14 protein-coding genes are annotated in these 16,039 nt (G+C 69.3%); 11 read left to right on the top strand and 3 right to left on the bottom strand.

Annotated elements, in window-relative coordinates; translation table 11 throughout:
* Positions 1 to 126: 126 nt before the first annotated feature.
* The 10 genes from HNV26_RS24245 to HNV26_RS39365 all read left to right on the top strand — a co-directional run bounded on the left by HNV26_RS24245 (position 127) and on the right by HNV26_RS39365 (position 11,742).
* Complete coding sequence (locus tag HNV26_RS24245; protein ID WP_171441326.1) at positions 127 to 2,292, top strand: prolyl oligopeptidase family serine peptidase; 2,166 nt, start codon at positions 127 to 129, stop codon at positions 2,290 to 2,292.
* 198 nt (positions 2,293 to 2,490) lie between these two features.
* Positions 2,491 to 4,947 (top strand): endopeptidase La, encoded by a 2,457-nt coding sequence (lon, locus tag HNV26_RS24240; protein WP_140861518.1) that lies wholly within the window; start codon positions 2,491 to 2,493, stop codon positions 4,945 to 4,947.
* A 138-nt stretch (positions 4,948 to 5,085) separates the two neighbouring features.
* Positions 5,086 to 6,783 carry a peptide ABC transporter substrate-binding protein gene (locus HNV26_RS24235; RefSeq protein ID WP_171441310.1) on the top strand — a complete coding sequence of 566 codons (1,698 nt, stop codon included), beginning with the start codon at positions 5,086 to 5,088 and terminating at the stop codon, positions 6,781 to 6,783.
* Positions 6,780 to 7,664, top strand: coding sequence for an ABC transporter permease subunit (locus HNV26_RS24230; protein ID WP_171441309.1), 885 nt, complete (start codon positions 6,780 to 6,782; stop codon positions 7,662 to 7,664). The genes HNV26_RS24235 and HNV26_RS24230 overlap by 4 nt, the downstream gene beginning before the upstream one ends.
* A complete protein-coding gene (locus HNV26_RS24225; RefSeq protein ID WP_171441308.1) occupies positions 7,661 to 8,473 on the top strand; it encodes an ABC transporter permease subunit in 813 nt (270 codons plus the stop codon). Before HNV26_RS24230 ends, HNV26_RS24225 begins: the two co-directional genes overlap by 4 nt.
* 104 nt (positions 8,474 to 8,577) lie before the next feature.
* Entirely contained in the window at positions 8,578 to 9,039 is a 462-nt protein-coding gene (locus HNV26_RS24220; protein WP_141592979.1) for a response regulator, read from the top strand.
* Positions 9,040 to 9,111: 72 nt separating this feature from the next.
* Complete coding sequence (locus HNV26_RS24215; protein ID WP_171441307.1) at positions 9,112 to 9,657, top strand: YqgE/AlgH family protein; 546 nt, start codon at positions 9,112 to 9,114, stop codon at positions 9,655 to 9,657.
* Positions 9,657 to 9,914, top strand: coding sequence for a BolA family protein (locus HNV26_RS24210; RefSeq protein WP_011552107.1), 258 nt, complete (start codon positions 9,657 to 9,659; stop codon positions 9,912 to 9,914). The genes HNV26_RS24215 and HNV26_RS24210 overlap by 1 nt, the downstream gene beginning before the upstream one ends.
* Positions 9,915 to 9,928: 14 nt before the next feature.
* The gene (grxD, locus tag HNV26_RS24205) at positions 9,929 to 10,249 is read left to right on the top strand and encodes a Grx4 family monothiol glutaredoxin (RefSeq protein ID WP_011552108.1); all 321 of its coding nucleotides are present in this window, start codon (positions 9,929 to 9,931) and stop codon (positions 10,247 to 10,249) included.
* Positions 10,250 to 10,341: 92 nt separating this feature from the next.
* Positions 10,342 to 11,742: a DUF2914 domain-containing protein gene (locus tag HNV26_RS39365; protein WP_171441306.1), complete on the top strand. Its 1,401-nt coding sequence runs from the start codon at positions 10,342 to 10,344 to the stop codon at positions 11,740 to 11,742.
* A 10-nt stretch (positions 11,743 to 11,752) separates the two neighbouring features.
* Here HNV26_RS39365 and HNV26_RS24195 read toward each other — a convergent pair whose 3' ends face one another.
* Both HNV26_RS24195 and HNV26_RS24190 read right to left on the bottom strand, forming a co-directional pair.
* Positions 11,753 to 13,303, bottom strand: a complete 1,551-nt coding sequence (locus HNV26_RS24195) for an aminopeptidase P family protein (RefSeq protein ID WP_171441305.1) — start codon at positions 13,301 to 13,303, stop codon at positions 11,753 to 11,755.
* A gap of 31 nt (positions 13,304 to 13,334) precedes the next feature.
* Positions 13,335 to 14,099, bottom strand: a complete 765-nt coding sequence (locus tag HNV26_RS24190) for a 16S rRNA (uracil(1498)-N(3))-methyltransferase (protein ID WP_171441304.1) — start codon at positions 14,097 to 14,099, stop codon at positions 13,335 to 13,337.
* A 160-nt stretch (positions 14,100 to 14,259) separates the two neighbouring features.
* Between HNV26_RS24190 and HNV26_RS24185 the strand changes: the two genes are divergently transcribed.
* Positions 14,260 to 15,450, top strand: coding sequence for a tRNA-uridine aminocarboxypropyltransferase (locus HNV26_RS24185; RefSeq protein ID WP_171441303.1), 1,191 nt, complete (start codon positions 14,260 to 14,262; stop codon positions 15,448 to 15,450).
* 70 nt (positions 15,451 to 15,520) lie between these two features.
* Here the strand turns inward: HNV26_RS24185 and HNV26_RS24180 are convergent.
* Positions 15,521 to 16,039 (bottom strand): tetratricopeptide repeat protein (locus HNV26_RS24180; protein ID WP_436410058.1); only part of this gene is annotated, 519 nt, incomplete at its 5' end.

The following is a 16,039-nucleotide window of genomic DNA, read 5'->3' as shown; positions in this document are numbered from 1 at the left end:
CCGGGCGCGCCTCTTTCGTCAGGGGAGGGGCCGGGCTTGCGTTGGCCCCGCCACACTTTTTGTGGGACGGCCGGGGGCCTTTCTGTATGTGCTGGGCCCATGAGAAAGCTGCTCGTTCCCGCCCTGATGTCGCTCGCGGCGTGTGCCTCCCAGAAGGAGGCCGCGCGTGATGAGCTGCCCGCGGCAGCCTCCGCGGCCCCCGTTCCTGAGGAGTCTCCCCGCATGTCCTACCCGGCGACCCGGGCGGAGCAGGTTGTCGACACGTTGCACGGCGTCCAGGTGGCGGACCCGTACCGTTGGCTCGAGGACGAGAAGGCCCCCGAGGTCCAGACGTGGATGACGGCGCAGAACGCGCACGCCCGCGAAGCGCTGGCGAAGTTCCCCGGCCGTGAGGCCCTGGCCGCGCGCTTCAAGGAGCTGTTCTACACCGACTCCGTCTCCACCCCGTCGCGTCGCAACGGGCGCTTCTTCTACGTCCGCACCCACAAGGACAAGGAGAAGGCCATCCTCTACTGGCGCCAGGGGGAGAGCGGCCAGGAGAAGGTGCTGTTGGATCCGAACGGCTGGAGCAAGGACGGCACCGTGTCCCTGGGGACGTGGGCCGCGTCCTGGGACGGCAAGAAGGTGGCCTTCGCCCAGAAGCCCAACGCCGCGGATGAGGCGGTGCTGCACGTCATCGACGTGGACTCCGGCGAGTGGTCCAAGGTCGACGTCATCGAGGGCGGCAAGTACGCCACGCCCAAGTGGACGCCCGACAGCAAGGGTTTCTATTACGAGTGGCTGCCCACGGACCCGTCCATCAAGGTGGACGAGCGCCCCGGCTACACCACCATCCGCTACCACACGCTGGGCACGGAGCCGTCGAAGGACCCCGTGGTGCACGAGCGCACCGGCGACCCGACGACGTTCCTCCAGAGCGACTTGAGCCGCGACGGCAAGTACCTGTTCGTCTACATCCTCCGCGGCTGGAGCGAGAACGACGTCTACTGGAAGCGGCCGGGTGAGAAGGACTTCCGCCTGCTGGTGAAGGGCGCGGGCGCCAAGTACGAGGTGCACGCCTGGAAGGACCGCTTCTACGTCCTCACCGACGAGGGCGCCCCGCGCCAGCGCGTCTTCGAGGTGGATCCGGCGAAGCCGGCCCGCGCGTCGTGGAAGGAGATTGTCCCCGAGGACCCGTCCGCGTCCCTGCTGTCCGCCAGCATCGTCGGCGGGCACCTGTCGCTGGAGTACCTCAAGGACGCGACGTCCGAGGTGCGCGTGGCCACGCTGAAGGGCAAGCTGGTGCGCACGGTGCAACTGCCGGGCGTGGGCGCGGCGTCCAACCTGATGGGCCTGGAGGACCTGGATGACGCCTACTACGTCTTCACGTCCTTCACCACGCCCCGTCAAATCTACAAGACGTCCGTCAGCACCGGGAAGTCGGAGCTCTGGGCCAAGGTGGACGTGCCCATGAACCCGGAGCAGTACCAGGTCGAGCAGGTCTTCTACGCGTCCAAGGACGGGACGAAGGTGCCCATGTTCGTGGTGCATCGCAAGGACCTGAAGCGTGACGGCAACGCGCCCACGCTGCTCTACGGCTACGGCGGCTTCAACGTGAACATGGAGGCCAACTTCCGCTCGAGCATCCTGCCTTGGCTGGACGCGGGCGGCGTGTACGCGGTGGCCAACCTGCGCGGCGGCGGCGAGTACGGCAAGGCCTGGCACGACGCCGGCCGCCTGGACAAGAAGCAGAACGTCTTCGACGACTTCCACGCGGCGGCCGAGTACCTGGTCCAGCAGAAGTACACGCAGCCCAAGCGGCTGGCCATCTACGGCGGCAGCAACGGCGGCCTGCTGGTGGGCGCGGCCATGACGCAGCGGCCGGAGCTGTACGGCGCGGTGGTGTGCGCGGTGCCCCTGCTGGACATGGTGCGCTACCACCTCTTCGGCAGCGGCCGGACCTGGATTCCGGAGTACGGCACGGCGGAGAAGCCCGAGGACTTCAAGACGCTGCACGCCTACTCGCCCTACCACCACGTGCGGCCGGGCGTTCGCTACCCGGCGCTGCTGATGATGGCGGCGGACCACGACGACCGGGTGGACCCCATGCACGCCCGCAAGTTCGTGGCGGCGGTGCAGAACTCGCCCGGAAACCCGGCGACGGCGCTGTTGCGCATCGAGGCCAACGCGGGCCACGGTGGCGCGGATCAGGTGGCCAAGGCCATTGAGTCCAGCGTGGACCTGTACTCGTTCCTGTTCCACGCCCTGGAGGTCCAGGGGGCACAGGGTGGGGTGGCGGCGCAGGGCCGCTGACACCCCAAGCGGACGCCCGAGGGAGCTTCGGGTGTTCCCTTGATGGCACGACGCCGTTCCCCAATCTTGAGCCGGGGAACGGCGCCGCGAAACGCCGTGTTATAGAACTGCTGCATCCCGTACGAATGCTCGGCGAGCGAGCAGACGGGCAACTCTTCTAGGGGCCTGCAACTCCGAGGGCCCGCAGGTGGCGGATACATGTTCTTCGGACGTGACGACAAGAAGGAAGCCCAGAAGCGGGGTTTGACGGTCCCGCTCTTGCCCCTTCGGGACATCATCGTGTTCCCGCACATGGTGGTGCCGTTGTTCGTCGGCCGGGAGAAGTCCATCGCGGCGTTGAAGGACGCGATGGCGCACAAGGGGCCGGACGACAAGGCCGTCATCCTGCTGGCTGCGCAGAAGAAGGCCAAGACGAACGACCCCACCCCCGACGACATCTTTCACTTCGGTACGCTGGGCCACGTCATCCAGCTCCTCCCGCTGCCCGACGGCACGGTGAAGGTGCTGGTGGAAGGCGTGCGCCGCGCCAAGGTGAAGAAGTTCCACCCCAACGACGCCTTCTTCATGGTCGAGGTGGAGGAGGTGGAGGAGCAGACGGAGAAGACGGTGGAGCTGGAGGCGCTCGTTCGCAGCGTCCACTCCGTCTTCGAGGCCTTCGTCAAACTCAACAAGCGCATCCCGCCTGAGATGCTGATGCAGGTGGCCAGCATCGACGACCCGGCGCGGCTGGCCGACACCATCGTCGCGCACCTCTCCTTGAAGCTGAATGACAAGCAGGCCCTGCTCGAGACGGAGTCCCCGGCCAAGCGCCTGGAGAAGCTCTACGAGCTGATGCAGGGTGAGATCGAGATTCTCCAGGTGGAGAAGAAGATCCGCACGCGCGTCAAGAAGCAGATGGAGAAGACCCAGAAGGAGTACTACCTGAATGAGCAGATGCAGGCCATTCAGAAGGAGCTGGGTGAGCGCGACGAGTTCAAGAACGAGATTCAGGAGATTGAAGAGAAGCTGAAGAACAAGCGGATGAGCAAGGAGGCCACGCTCAAGGTCAAGAAGGAGCTGAAGAAGCTCCGGATGATGAGCCCGATGAGCGCCGAGGCCACCGTCGTCCGCAACTACATCGACTGGATCATCAGCCTCCCCTGGTACGACGAGACGCAGGACCGTCTGGACGTCACCGAGGCGGAGACGGTGCTCAACGAGGACCACTACGGCTTGAAGAAGCCGAAGGAGCGCATCCTCGAGTACCTGGCCGTGCAGCAGCTGGTGAAGAAGCTCAAGGGCCCCGTGCTGTGCTTCGTCGGTCCTCCGGGCGTCGGCAAGACGTCGCTGGCGCGCTCCATTGCCCGGGCCACCGGCCGCAAGTTCGTGCGCCTGTCGCTGGGCGGCGTGCGGGACGAGGCGGAGATTCGCGGCCACCGGCGCACGTACATCGGCGCGATGCCGGGCAAGCTCATCCAGTCGCTGAAGAAGGCGGGCAGCAACAACCCCGTCTTCCTGCTCGACGAAATCGACAAGATGTCCACGGACTTCCGTGGCGACCCGAGCGCGGCGCTGCTGGAGGTGCTGGACCCCGAGCAGAACCACACCTTCAACGACCACTACCTGGACCTCGACTACGACCTGTCCAAGGTGATGTTCATCTGCACCGCGAACACGATGCACAACATCCCCGGTCCGCTGCAGGACCGCATGGAAGTGATTCGCATCGCGGGGTACACGGAGCCGGAGAAGCTCTCCATCGCCCGCCGATACCTCATCCCGAAGGAGCAGGAGGCCAACGGGCTGTCGGACCTCAAGGTGGACATCTCCGACCCGGCGCTGCGGACCATCATCCACCGCTACACGCGGGAGTCGGGCGTGCGCTCGCTCGAGCGTGAGATTGGCGGCGTGTTCCGCAAGATTGCCCGCGACGTGCTGAAGAACGGCAAGCGGGACATCGACGTGGACCGGAAGATGGCCATGAAGTTCCTGGGCACGCCCCGCTACCGCTACGGCATGGCGGAGGCCGAGGATCAGGTGGGCATCGTCACGGGCCTGGCGTGGACGGAGCTGGGCGGTGAAATCCTCACCACCGAGGCCACCATCATGCCGGGCAAGGGCAAGCTCATCATCACCGGCAAGCTGGGTGAGGTGATGCAGGAGTCCGCGCAGGCGGCCATGTCCTACGTGCGCAGCCGCGCCGAGCGCTTCGGCATCGACCGCAAGGTGTTCGAGAACTACGACATCCACGTCCACTTGCCGGAGGGCGCGATTCCGAAGGACGGTCCGTCCGCCGGCGTCACCATCTGCACCGCGCTGGTGAGCGCGCTGACGCGCGTGCTCATCCGCCGCGACGTGGCGATGACGGGTGAAATCACCCTGCGCGGACGGGTGCTCCCCATTGGCGGCCTGAAGGAGAAGACGCTGGCCGCGCACCGGGCGGGCATCAAGACGGTCCTCATCCCGAAGGCCAACAAGAAGGACCTGAAGGACATCCCGCTGAAGATTCGCAAGCAGCTGCGCATCGTCCCGGTGGAGTTCGTGGACGACGTGCTGCGCGAGGCGCTGGTGCTGGAGAAGCCGGAGGAGTTCGGCCGCAAGCCGGCGACGACGGACGGCGGCAAGCTGGGTGGCACCACGGAGCTGCCGGCCTCGCCGGCCGTGGCCCCGGCCTAGCGTAAGACAGACAGCACCCGGTGGGCCGCCGCGCCTGCCGGGCCGAGCTGAAGGGAAGCCAGGACGCCGGACGACCAAGGTCGCCGGGTTCCTGGCTTCTCCTTTTCTGGCGCCTGGACCTTCGGGGTAGAAGGGGCCTTGGTGGCTCCGCGCGCTCGACTCCGGTGGTGGTGGTACCTGCTGGCCGTGTGGGCCGCGTCGTGTGGACCGTGCGGCTTCCAGCCGGAGCCCGGCGTGAAGGTGGTGGTGCCGGCCATGCCCACGACGCTGGATTGGAGTCACTCGGACCCGGACAGCTGGGCGAACTACCCGGTGATGCTGGCCACCCAGCGTGGGCTCACGCAGTTGGGGCCGGACCACGGCGTGGAGCCGGGGCTGGCCGAGCGGTGGGAGCGCGTCACGGACGGGCAGGGGCGGGACGTCTACACGTTCCACCTGCGGCGGGACGTTCGCTGGTCGAATGGCGCGCCGCTGGTGGCGCGTGACTTCGTCGTGGGCTGGCGGCGCGCGCTGCAAGGCCGCGAGCGCGGGGAGATGGCGGACCTGGAAGGGGCCTCCGAGGCGCTGGCGCTCCAGGAGCGAGGCGCGCCGGAGGCCGAGGTTCGCGCCGCGTTGGAGCGCGTGGGCGTGGAGGCCGTGGACTCGCACACGCTTCGGGTGACGCTGGCTCGGCCGCGCAGCTACTTCCTGGCGCGCGTGGCCAATGTGTACCTGTTCTATCCGGCGCCCTCGGCGGACCTGGAGGGGAAGTCGGACGAGGACGTCCGGGACTACTTTGACCGTCCGCGCGATGGCCGGCCTCTGGCGCTGGGGCCCTACCGCGTCGAGCGGTGGGACCGCGCGGGGGAGCGGGTGCGGCTGGTCCACAACCCGGCGTCGGCCTTTCCGCCGCCGATGGCAGAAGGGGAGACGCCCGTTCCGGTCATCACGCTGATGAAGTCGGAAATCGGCCCGGCGCTGTACGAGCGGGAGCGGGTGGACTTCGTCTTCGTGGACAGCGCCGCGGCGCTGCGCATCCACCGGCCGGACGACTTGCGCCGCGAGCCGTTGCTGTCCACGTACTTCCTGGCCTTCAACACGGAGAAGGCGCCGCTGGACAGGCCCGAGGTGCGGCGCGCGCTGTCCCGGGCGCTGGACCGCGAGGCGCTGCTGGCGGGGCTGCTGCCCGCGGCGCGGCCGTCTCATGTGTTGCTGCCGCCGGAGCTGCCGGGCGCTGCGACGCCGGAGCAGGCCGCGCGGCTGCCGCGCTACGCGCCGGAGCAGGCCCGGGCGGAGCTGGCGGGTGTCGAGCGGCCGTTGCGGCTCGTCTACCGGTCGGGGGATGGATTCGTTCCCGAGGTGGCCATCGCGGAGCGGGTGGCCGCGCAGCTCGCGCGCGTGGGGGTGCGGGTGGTGCTGGAGGCGCGCTCGGATTTCTCGGCGGAGATCGCCCGGCGCTCCGCGCAGGGGCCTCGCACGTACGACTTGTACCTGAGGCGCCTGGGGGCGGATTACGCGCACCCGAATACGTTCTTCACGCTGTTCGAGCGTGAGGGCAATCACCAGACGGGGTGGGAGACGCAGGCGGGCGGCGAGCCCCTGGCGCGCTTCGAGCGGCTGCTGGAGGCGGGGGACAGCGCGCCGGATGAGGCGACTGCCCAAGCGTCCTATGTCCAGGCGCAGGAGGTGCTCGTGGGGGAACAGGCCGTGATTGCGCCCCTGTACCACCCGGACCGTTATTACCGCGCGCGCTCGCGGCTTCGCGGGCTGGACGTGGACCCCTTCAACTTCCTGGCGCTGCGCGCGCTTCGCTTGGGGGCGGCGTCGGATGCGCCCCGGGCGGAGGAGCCGCCGTGAGGGCCATCGCCCAGCGCCTGTTGCGGCAGGTCGTCCTGGTGCCTGTCGTGGCCGTGGCGTCGTACTTCCTCATGGCCTCGCTTCCGCTGACCACGGAGACGGACGCGAAGCGGCAGGTGTCGCGTGAGCTCGCGGCCTCGTACCGGAGGGACTTGGGCATCGGCGAGCCGCTGGGCTTCCTGCGCCCGTGGGAGAAGCTCTTTCGCGGCGAGCGTCTGGGCACGAGCGCCCAGGGCATCACCGGCGATGAGCTGCTGACGAAGCTGTCTGGCAGCGTGAGCGTGGGCTTGATGGCGCTGCCACTCGCGCTGACGTGGGCCCTGGGCTTTGCCTTGCTTCGGACCCGGTGGAGGAAGGGCCGGTGGGCCGCGCTCGGTGACGTGGTGCCCGCCGTGGCGTTCGGCACGCCCGTCTTCATCCCCGCGCTGCTGCTCGCGCCCGGCGTGGTGGAGCGTGGTCACCTGCTGCCGGAGCTGTGCGCGGCGCTGGTGACGTCCATCTGGCCCGGCATCTTCCTGGGCACGCTCGTGGGCGACTCGCTGGAGGCGGAGTTGTCGCGCGACTACGTGCGCACCGCGCTGGGCAAGGGCCTGTCGCGCGCCGCCGTGTTGCGCCGTCACGTCCTGCCCAACGTGTGGCCCGCGATGCTGGACGCCGTGGGGCCGGTGGCCACGTCGCTGCTCGCCGGTTCCTTCGCCGCGGAGCGCGTCCTGGGCCTGCCGTACTTCGGCCAGCTCTACGTCCTCGCCGTGCTCAACAAGCAGGTGGCCGTCGTCGTCGTCGCCACCACCACCTTCGCGACCCTGCTCGTCATCGTGAGCCTCGCGGTGGAGGTGCTGCGCTACGCCCTGGACCCGCGCTCGCGGGAGGCCTCGGCATGAGCCGCGTTCCCCTGCGCGCCCGCGTCGGCCTGGCGCTCCTCGTGGGGCTGGGCCTGCTCAGCCTCGTGGCGGGGCGGCTCTTCCCGGAGGCCCTGGCCAGCACCTGTCCGCTGGGCATGGACCCCACGCGCCCGGACCGCACCGTCTGCGAACTCGCCTTTGGCGGGCTCTGGGTCTCCCTCGCAGTGGGGCTCGCCGCGGGCGCGCTCTCCACGTTCATCGGACTCGCCGTGGCCGCCGTGGCGCGGCTGTCCGGCGGCGCGGTGGAGCAGACGCTGCTGCGCGCCGTGGACGCCGTCTTCGCCTTGCCGGACGTGCTGGTGGTGATGGTGCTCCAACTCGCGGGGCAGTCGCTCTCCGACGCGGGCGCGGGTGGCGGCCTGGGCCCCTTCGGGCTGATGGTCGTCTCGCTGGCCCTGGTGGGCTGGGCGGGGCCCGCGCGCATGTTCCGCAACCGCCTGGCGACGCTCGAATCCCAGGAGTACGTGGCCGCGTCCCGGGCGCTCGGCGGGGGCGGCCTGCACCTGCTGCGCGTCCACCTGTGGCCCGCGCTTCGGCCCTTCGCGCTCGCGGTGTTCCTGTCGCGGCTCCCCGCCGCCATCCTCACCGAGTCCACCGTGAGCTTCTTCGGCATCGCGCGGATGGAGCCCATGTCCCTGGGCCGCTACCTGGGCACCAGCTACGCGGCCCTCATCTACGAGGGCGGCGGCCGGATGGTGCTGCCCGCCTGGGCGCTGCTCGTGCTGCTGGTGCTCGGTGCCTCGCTGGCCTCCCAGGCGCTCTCCGGGCCCCCTCGCCGGGTGAGCTGACGAGCGCTGGAGTTGGGGCACCCGCCCCGGTGCGACGTGGAATTCCCAACGTTGGGGGAGGCGTTGTCCACACACGGAAACCTTTTGCCCACATTGGTGCCTCCATGTCCCTGACGCCTAGCGAAGAGCTTGCCACCTTCACCGAACTCGACAGCCGCGAGCGCGAGGAGCGCACGGACTTGCTCAAGCTGGAGCCCGCGCGCGCCGCGGTGCTCGTCGTCGAGGATGATCCGTCCCACCGCGAAATCCTCGTGGAGATGCTGGCGGGCTGGGGCTACGAGCCCCTGCCCGTGGGCAGCGCCGAGGAGGCTGAATTCGCCGTGCGCAACAAGCGCATGGACGCCGCCATCGTCGACGTCTTCCTGCCCGGTCGCAGCGGCGCCACGCTGATGTCGCGGCTGCGCGAGCGCTTCCCCCAGTCCGTCCTCATCGGCGTCAGCGCCCTGAGCGACGCGGCCATGGCGCGCAAGTGCAAGGGCCTGGGCGCGGACCTCTTCATCGGAAAACCGCTGGATCCCCAGCGGCTGGCCGAGGCCCTCCAGTCCAGGCACACGAGCTGGCACTGATGCCCCCTCTGGCCAGGGGCGCCGGGGCGGGTTCCGGTTGCGCCATCCGCGTGAACGGTTGATGCTCCTGGGGTGAAGAACCTCGCTCCCGGCTTGCTGCTGGCCATGCCCCAGCTCGGCGACCCGAATTTCTACCGCTCGGTCGTCTTGATGCTGGAGCACTCGGAGACGGGCTCCATGGGGCTCGTCATCAACCGGGGGGCCCCCCTGACGCTCGGTGAGCTGGCGCGCGGACAGAACCTGGGCATCGCCGCCGGGCGGAAGGAACATTCCGTCTACCTGGGCGGCCCGGTGGAGCCCCAGCGGGGCTTCGTCCTCCACGACGATACGGAGCAGCGGGAGAAGCACTCGGTGCTGCCCGGCCTGTTCCTGAGCGTGACGCTGGACGCGCTGGGGCCGCTCCTGACCAATCCGAACCCGCGCCTGCGCTTCTGCCTGGGGTATGCGGGCTGGGGCCCGCGCCAACTGGAGAGCGAGATTGCCGCCGGCTCCTGGCTCTTCACCGATGCCACCGCGGAGGCGGTGCTCGGTCACGAGCCGTCGAAATTGTGGGATACGACGCTGCGTGGCATGGGGGTGGACCCCGCCATGCTGGTGATGGGAAGGGGAATGAACTGATGCTCGACGCCGAATTCATCCGGGCCCGCATCCTGGAGGCCCTGCCGGGCTCCGAGGTGGAGGTGCGGGACTACACCGGGACGGGAGACCACTACGAGGCCCGGGTGGTGAGCCCCGACTTCGCTGGGAAAGCCATGGTGCAGCAGCACCAGCTCGTATACGCGCCGCTCCAGCAGTGGCTGAAGAGCGGCGAGCTGCATGCGCTCGCGCTAAAGACCTATTCTCCCGAGCAGTGGAAGAAGCTCGGGACTCGCTAGAAGGAGCGGTACCCATGACGCCTGAACTCAAGGCCCGGTTGGAGCAGGAGACCCGGTCGCACAAGATTGTGCTCTTCATGAAGGGCAACGCCCTCTTCCCCCAGTGCGGCTTCTCCGCGCGGGCGCTGCAGCTGTTGCAGCCCCTGGGGCAGGTCCACACGGTGGACGTGCTCGCGGATCCGGAGATTCGCCAGGGCATCAAGGACTTCACCAACTGGCCCACCATTCCCCAGATTTTCATCAACGGGCAGTTTGTCGGCGGCTCCGACATCCTGATGGAGCTGGCCGAGCGCGGTGAGCTGGCCGACCTGGTCGCGGGCAAGAGCCCGGCCTAGCGGACGGCGGGGCCTCGGGGAGTGACGGGCGAGGGGAGACCGATTCCCCTCGCTGCGGCTAGGATGGAAGGCCGCCGCCCCGAGGAACCTCCGTGGTCACCGCTACCCGTCACAACGCCCCCGAGAATCCGGACGAAGCCTCCGCCGAGGTGCCCACCGCGGGCCCCGCCGTCGAGGCGAACGTCCCCGTCGCAGAGAACCACGCAGCCGTCGCCCTGACGGACACGGTGTTGCCGGCCCATGCGCCGGGCGTGGTGGTGGACCCGGACGACCTGGTCGACACGGCGAAGACGCCCACCCTCATGGACAAGGTGCAGCAGTTCCGCGCCCGCCATGAGAAGTGGGAGATGGCCGTCTTCTTCTTCGGCGGCTTCATCTACGACGTCCTCACCATCAGCCGCATCGATGACACGCTGACGCTGGCGCAGAACTTCGGCTACCTGCTGGTCCTCACGGGACTGCTGCTGCTGGAGCAGCGCTACCCGGACGGCGTCGAGCCGCCGAAGTTCCTGCAGAAGGTCTGGCGCTGGCGCGAGGACGGCATCCACTTCCTCTTCGGAAGCCTGCTCAGCGCGTTCATGCTGCTGCTCTTCAAGAGCACGTCGGGCGCGCTGCCCTACCTGTTCGTGGTGGGCCTCTTCGCCCTGCTGGCGGCCAACGAGCTGCCCCTGTTCCGCAGGCTGGGGCCCATCATGCGCATGGTGCTGCTCAGCCTGTGCGTGACGATGTACTTCGTCTGCCTGCTCCCGGTGGTGCTGGGGCGCATGGGCTTCTGGGTCTTCCTGCTGGCCGTCGCCATGGGCTGCGCGAGCATCTTCGGGGTGATGCGCCTCATCCGGCGCTGGCGGCCGGACAACCGGTACCTGCTGCGCAACGTGGCCATCCCGGGCTTCGGCGTGCAGGCCGCGCTGCTGGGGCTGTACCTGGTGGGCGTGATTCCGCCGCTGCCGGTGGCCGTGCAGTTCGCGGGCATCTACCACCAGGTGGAGCGGGTGAGCCCGGGCGTCTACCACCTGTCCTCGGTGGACTCCGGCGCCTGGTACAAGCCGTGGACGTGGGGTGGGCCGGACTTCCTGATGCAGCCGGGGGACAAGCCCTACTACTTCTTCCGCATCTTCGCGCCGAAGCACTTCCAGTCGTACAAGGTCCGCGTGCGTTGGTACTTCGACGACCCGCAGAAGGGCTGGACGACGTACGGCAACGGCTTCATGGCCACCGTCAGCAGCAACGGCACGGACGGCGGCTACCGTTTCTACGCGACGACGTCCAACCTGAAGCCCGGCAAGTGGCGCGTGGTGCTGGAGACGGAGGACGGGCACGAAATCCACCGCCTCAACTTCACCGCCGGGCCGGATGCGAACCCCGGGGCCCGCGTCTTCGACGTCGCCGTGTCCACGCTCAAGGACGTGAAGCCCCTGGCGCTGTCGGAGTGGCAGGAGCGGACCGCGGCCGCGGCGGCGAAACCCGCCGCCGCCGCGCCGAAGCCGAAGTAGCGCGCCGGGCCTACTTCTTCTTGCCCTTCCGGGCGGCCTTGTCCGCCGCCCAGAGGGACTTCATCCACGCCTCCACGTCCTTCGCCTTGCGGGGGATGTCGGCGGAGAGGACCTTGCAGCCGCGCGCGGTGACGACGACGTCGTCCTCGATGCGCACGCCGATGCCCCGGTAGCGCTTGGGCACGGTGAGGTCGTCCATCTGGAAGTAGAGGCCGGGCTCCACCGTCAGCACCATTCCGGCCTGGAGCTTCCCGTACTTGTAGGTCTCCTGCCGCGCCTGGGCGCAGTCGTGCACGTCCAGGCCCAGCATGTGGCTGACGTTGTGGAGCGAGTAGCGCTTGTAGAACTGGTGCTCGTCCTTGAGCGCCTCCTCGGCGTCCTCGAGGATGCCCAGGGCCTCCAGGCCCTCCGCGAGCACGCGCATGGCCGCGCGGTTGGGCTCCATGAAGTCGTTGCCCGGCTTCACCTCGGCGAAGGCCGCGTCCTGCGCCTCCAGCACCAGCTCGTAGATTTCGCGCTGCTCCTTGGAGAACTTCCCGGAGATGGGCAGGGTGCGGGTGATGTCCGCGGTGTAGAGCGTCTGGCCCTCCACGCCCGCGTCCAGCAGCAGCAGGTCGCCGGGAACGAGCGGCCCGTCATTGTGGTGCCAGTGCAGGATGCACGCATGGGCGCCGGAGGCGGCGATGGTGCGGTAGCCCACGTCGTTGCCTTCCACGCGGGCGCGGAGGTTGAAGATGCCCTCCACGTAGCGCTCCGTCTTCGCCGTCTTCAGGCCGCGGATGACGTCCTCGAAGCCACGGTGCGTGGAGTCGATGGACGTCTGGAGTTCACGCAGCTCCTGCGCGTCCTTGAGCAGCCGCATCTCCGACAGCGCCTGGGCCAGCCCCTTGTCCTTGTCCTTCTCAGCCGGCGCCGGTACGGCGCCGTCCACCTTGGGCGACAGGCCGCGCAGCAAGCGCGTGGGACGGCTCGCCGCGCCGCTGAGGCCGGAGAGGAAGTCCGGCAGCTCGTTGAGGCTCCGGGCCTGGTCCACGCCGTAGCGGGCCTGGCTCTCCTTCACGCCCAGGCGGGGGCCTTCCCACAGCTCACCCTTCACGCGGTCGGTGAAGAACGTGGCGTCGGTGCGGCCCGGGTTCGGCTCCACGAAGAGCACGTCGGTGTGGCCCCCCTTCTCCTTGGGCTGGAGGACGAGGACGCAGTCTGGCTCCAGGTTGCCGGTGAGGTAGTAGAAGTCGCTGCCCGGCCGGAAACGGAAGTTGGTGTCGTTGGCGCGCACCTTCTCGTGGCCGGTGGGAATGATGAGCGTCTCACCGGGGAACAGCTTGGAGAGCGCCCGGCGGCGGGCCTTGAAGGCCTCCGCCTGCTTGATTTTCGGGGGCAGCTTCTTCGAGCGCGGCTTCCACGACTTCATCATGAAGTCGAGCAGTGCCGGCGGCGGCACCGTGTCGTGCGTGGCGGGCTTCGCGGGTGCTGCCGCGGGGGCCTGCTCCTCGGAGGTGACAATCGGCTGTTGCTCGCCCAGGGCGGGCTGAGCGGCGGCGGAAGAACGGGTCGTGGCCATGGACAACTCTTCACCCGACCACGGCGCGCCTTCAAGTCAGAGTTGTCGCGGGCGGTGCCGCAATGTCTTCCCGGAGAAGCGCCACCTGCCCCAGGAGGACGGGCACGGCCGTCTCCACGCGAAGAATGCGGGGCCCCAACGAAAACGGGTGGAAACCATGGGCTTCCAGGAGGTCGGCCTCGAAGGGCACCCAGCCGCCGTCCGGCCCAATGGCCAGTACGACGCGCTGGGCCAGACCCACGCCCAGCGCTCGGAGCGGCTGCCTCGCGGGGGGGTGGGGGAGCAGGCGGAGCGTCTGGGGGCCGAAGAAGGCGTCGAGCTCGTCTTCGACGAAGGGACGGAAGCGCTCTCGGACCAGCACTTCTGGGAGGCGCGTGTCCCGGGCCTGCTCCAGTCCCTGGATGAGCAGCTCCTGGACGAAGGCGGGGTCCAGCACCTTGGAGCCGAAGTAGCTCTTCTCCACGCGCGCGGCGTTGAGCAGGACGATGCGGTCCACGCCCAGCGAGGCCACCGCGGGCAACACCTTCTTCAGCGCCTTGGGGCGGGGGATGGCCAGCAGCAGGTCGATGCCCGCGCGCGGGGGCGGAGGCTCGGTGAGGGTGACGCGCAGGTGCAGCACGCCAGCGCTGTTCTCCAGCACCTCGCCGGTGCCGGTGAGGCCTCCCAGGTGTCCTACGCGGAGGGACTCGCCGGGCTCGGCGCGCAGCACCTCGCGGGCGTGCTGGGCCCGCCGTCCGGTGAGGCGCGCGGTGCCGTCGGGCAGGAAGTCTTCGTCCAGGAGGAGCAGCAGGTTCACGGGGCCTCTGTACTCCGCCGCCTGGAGGCTTGGGGAATCTTCGGTCCAGGGGGGCGGTGTCCGGCCGCCGTTGCCCCGGGGAAGCCGGTCCCCGGGCACCCAACCTGACTGGCCCTCCCGTGGTGGGACTTGCCCCTGCTCGGAGCGTGCCGTAAAGGCGGTGGCCGTGCGTAACCTCTGCCTGCGTTGCCGCCGTCCCGAGAGCGCGTGTTATTGCGCGCAACTGCCGCCCCGGCTGGAGACTCGCACGCGCGTCGTGTTCCTCCAGCACCCGCGTGAGAGCCGCGTGGCCATTGGCACCGCGCGCATGGCCCACCTGTCGCTGAGCAACTCCGAGCTGCATGAAGGCGTGGACTTCACTGGCCACCGGCGCATCGAGGAGCTGGCCGCGCAGCGGGACTCCGTCGCGGTGCTCTTCCCGGGCGAGGACGCCATCACGGTGGAGGAGGCGCGGCTGAATCCTCCCAAGACGCTCATCGTCGTGGACGGCACCTGGCCGCAGGCGAAGAAGGTCGTGTCGCGCAACCCGGTGCTGGCCGGGCTGCCGCGCATCGGCTTCGTACCCCGCCGGCCCAGCAACTATCGCATCCGCGCGGAGCCCGCGGACCACTGCGTGTCCACCATCGAGGCGGTGGTGGAGATGCTGGGCATCCTGGAAGGGGACCCCGCGCGCTTCGACACGATGCTGCGGGCCTTCGAGTACATGGTGGATACGCAGTTGGAGCGGCAGTCGACGCGCACCTCACCGAATCGGCGCCGCGTCTACTTCGGGCCGTGGCGTCCACCGCTGGAGCTGCGCACGCTGGCGGAGCGCTTCGAGAAGCTCGTCGTCTTCTACGGCGAGGCGAACGCGCACCCCGCGGGCGGCGAGGAGATTCCCACCGAGCTGGTGCACGCGGTGGCGTGCCGTCCGGCCACGGGCGAGCGCTTCGAGGCCATCATCGCGCCGGAGCAGCCCCTGGCCTACAGCACGCCGCTGCATGTGGAGTTGTCGGAGGCCATCCTCCGCGCGGGCGAGCCCCGGGCCGAGGCGATGAAGCGCTTCGAGGCCTTCCTCCGCCCCGATGACGAACTGGCGGTGTGGACCACGTTCGCGCTGGACCTGCTGTGGGCGGGCGGCATCACCCGGCGTCCGGCGAGCAGCGTGCGCCTGGCCACCGCGCGCGCCCTGAAGGGCAAGGCGGGCGGCGTGGAGCAGGCGATGACGCTGTTGCAGGGGCCGGAGTTGCCGCAGTGGGCCCCGGGCCGCGCGGGCCGGCGCATCCGCGCGCTGGAGTCCGTGGTGCGCGAACTGGTGGCTCGAGGTAACGCCACCGAGCCGCCTCAGAAGCTGCCCCGCACGGGCAGCTGAGTCCGAGGCCCGTTACCGTCCACGCTGTGCGTCGCGGGCGGGCACATGGGGCCGTCATCTCCCGCCCGCCTCAGGGGAGCAGTCCCGTCCTGGCCTCCTTGGCGTAGCGCCCTCGTGGGAAGTCGTTGAGGTACTGGCGGTATTCGTCCTTGGCCCGGTGCGATTCGAGCTTCTCCTCGAAGCACCGCGCGCGCAGGTAGCGCGCCTGCTCGCGGTGGGACGCCTTGGGGCTGCGCTGGGCAATCTCGTCCAGGCCTACCAGGAAGCTCTCGCACTTGCGCGAGTTCATCTTGAGCCGGGCGTAGCCCAGGAAGCGCTCGTCGGCGTCCTTGGATACGAGCGCCATGGGAATCAACGGCTCGCGCTGCTTCGGTGATTGTTTCGCCACGGCCTCCGGAGGCGGCTGAGGCTCCGGCGCGGGCGGCCTGGGGACGTTCACCGACGGCACGGGGTAGGGCGCGAACTCGTGGTTCGGGTCCACGGGGGCCGAGGGCGCGGTCGGGGTGCTTCCCGCGGCAGCCACGGGGGCCAGGGCATTCGCCGGTGGCGGCGCGGGCTCGGGCGCGGGGGCTTCACCGATGGGCTCCCG

The organism is Myxococcus xanthus (assembly GCF_013116825.1).
In the GTDB taxonomy this organism is placed as follows: domain Bacteria; phylum Myxococcota; class Myxococcia; order Myxococcales; family Myxococcaceae; genus Myxococcus; species Myxococcus xanthus_B.
Note: the sequence above shows the minus strand (reverse complement) of the source record. Positions and strands in the feature narration are given on the sequence as shown.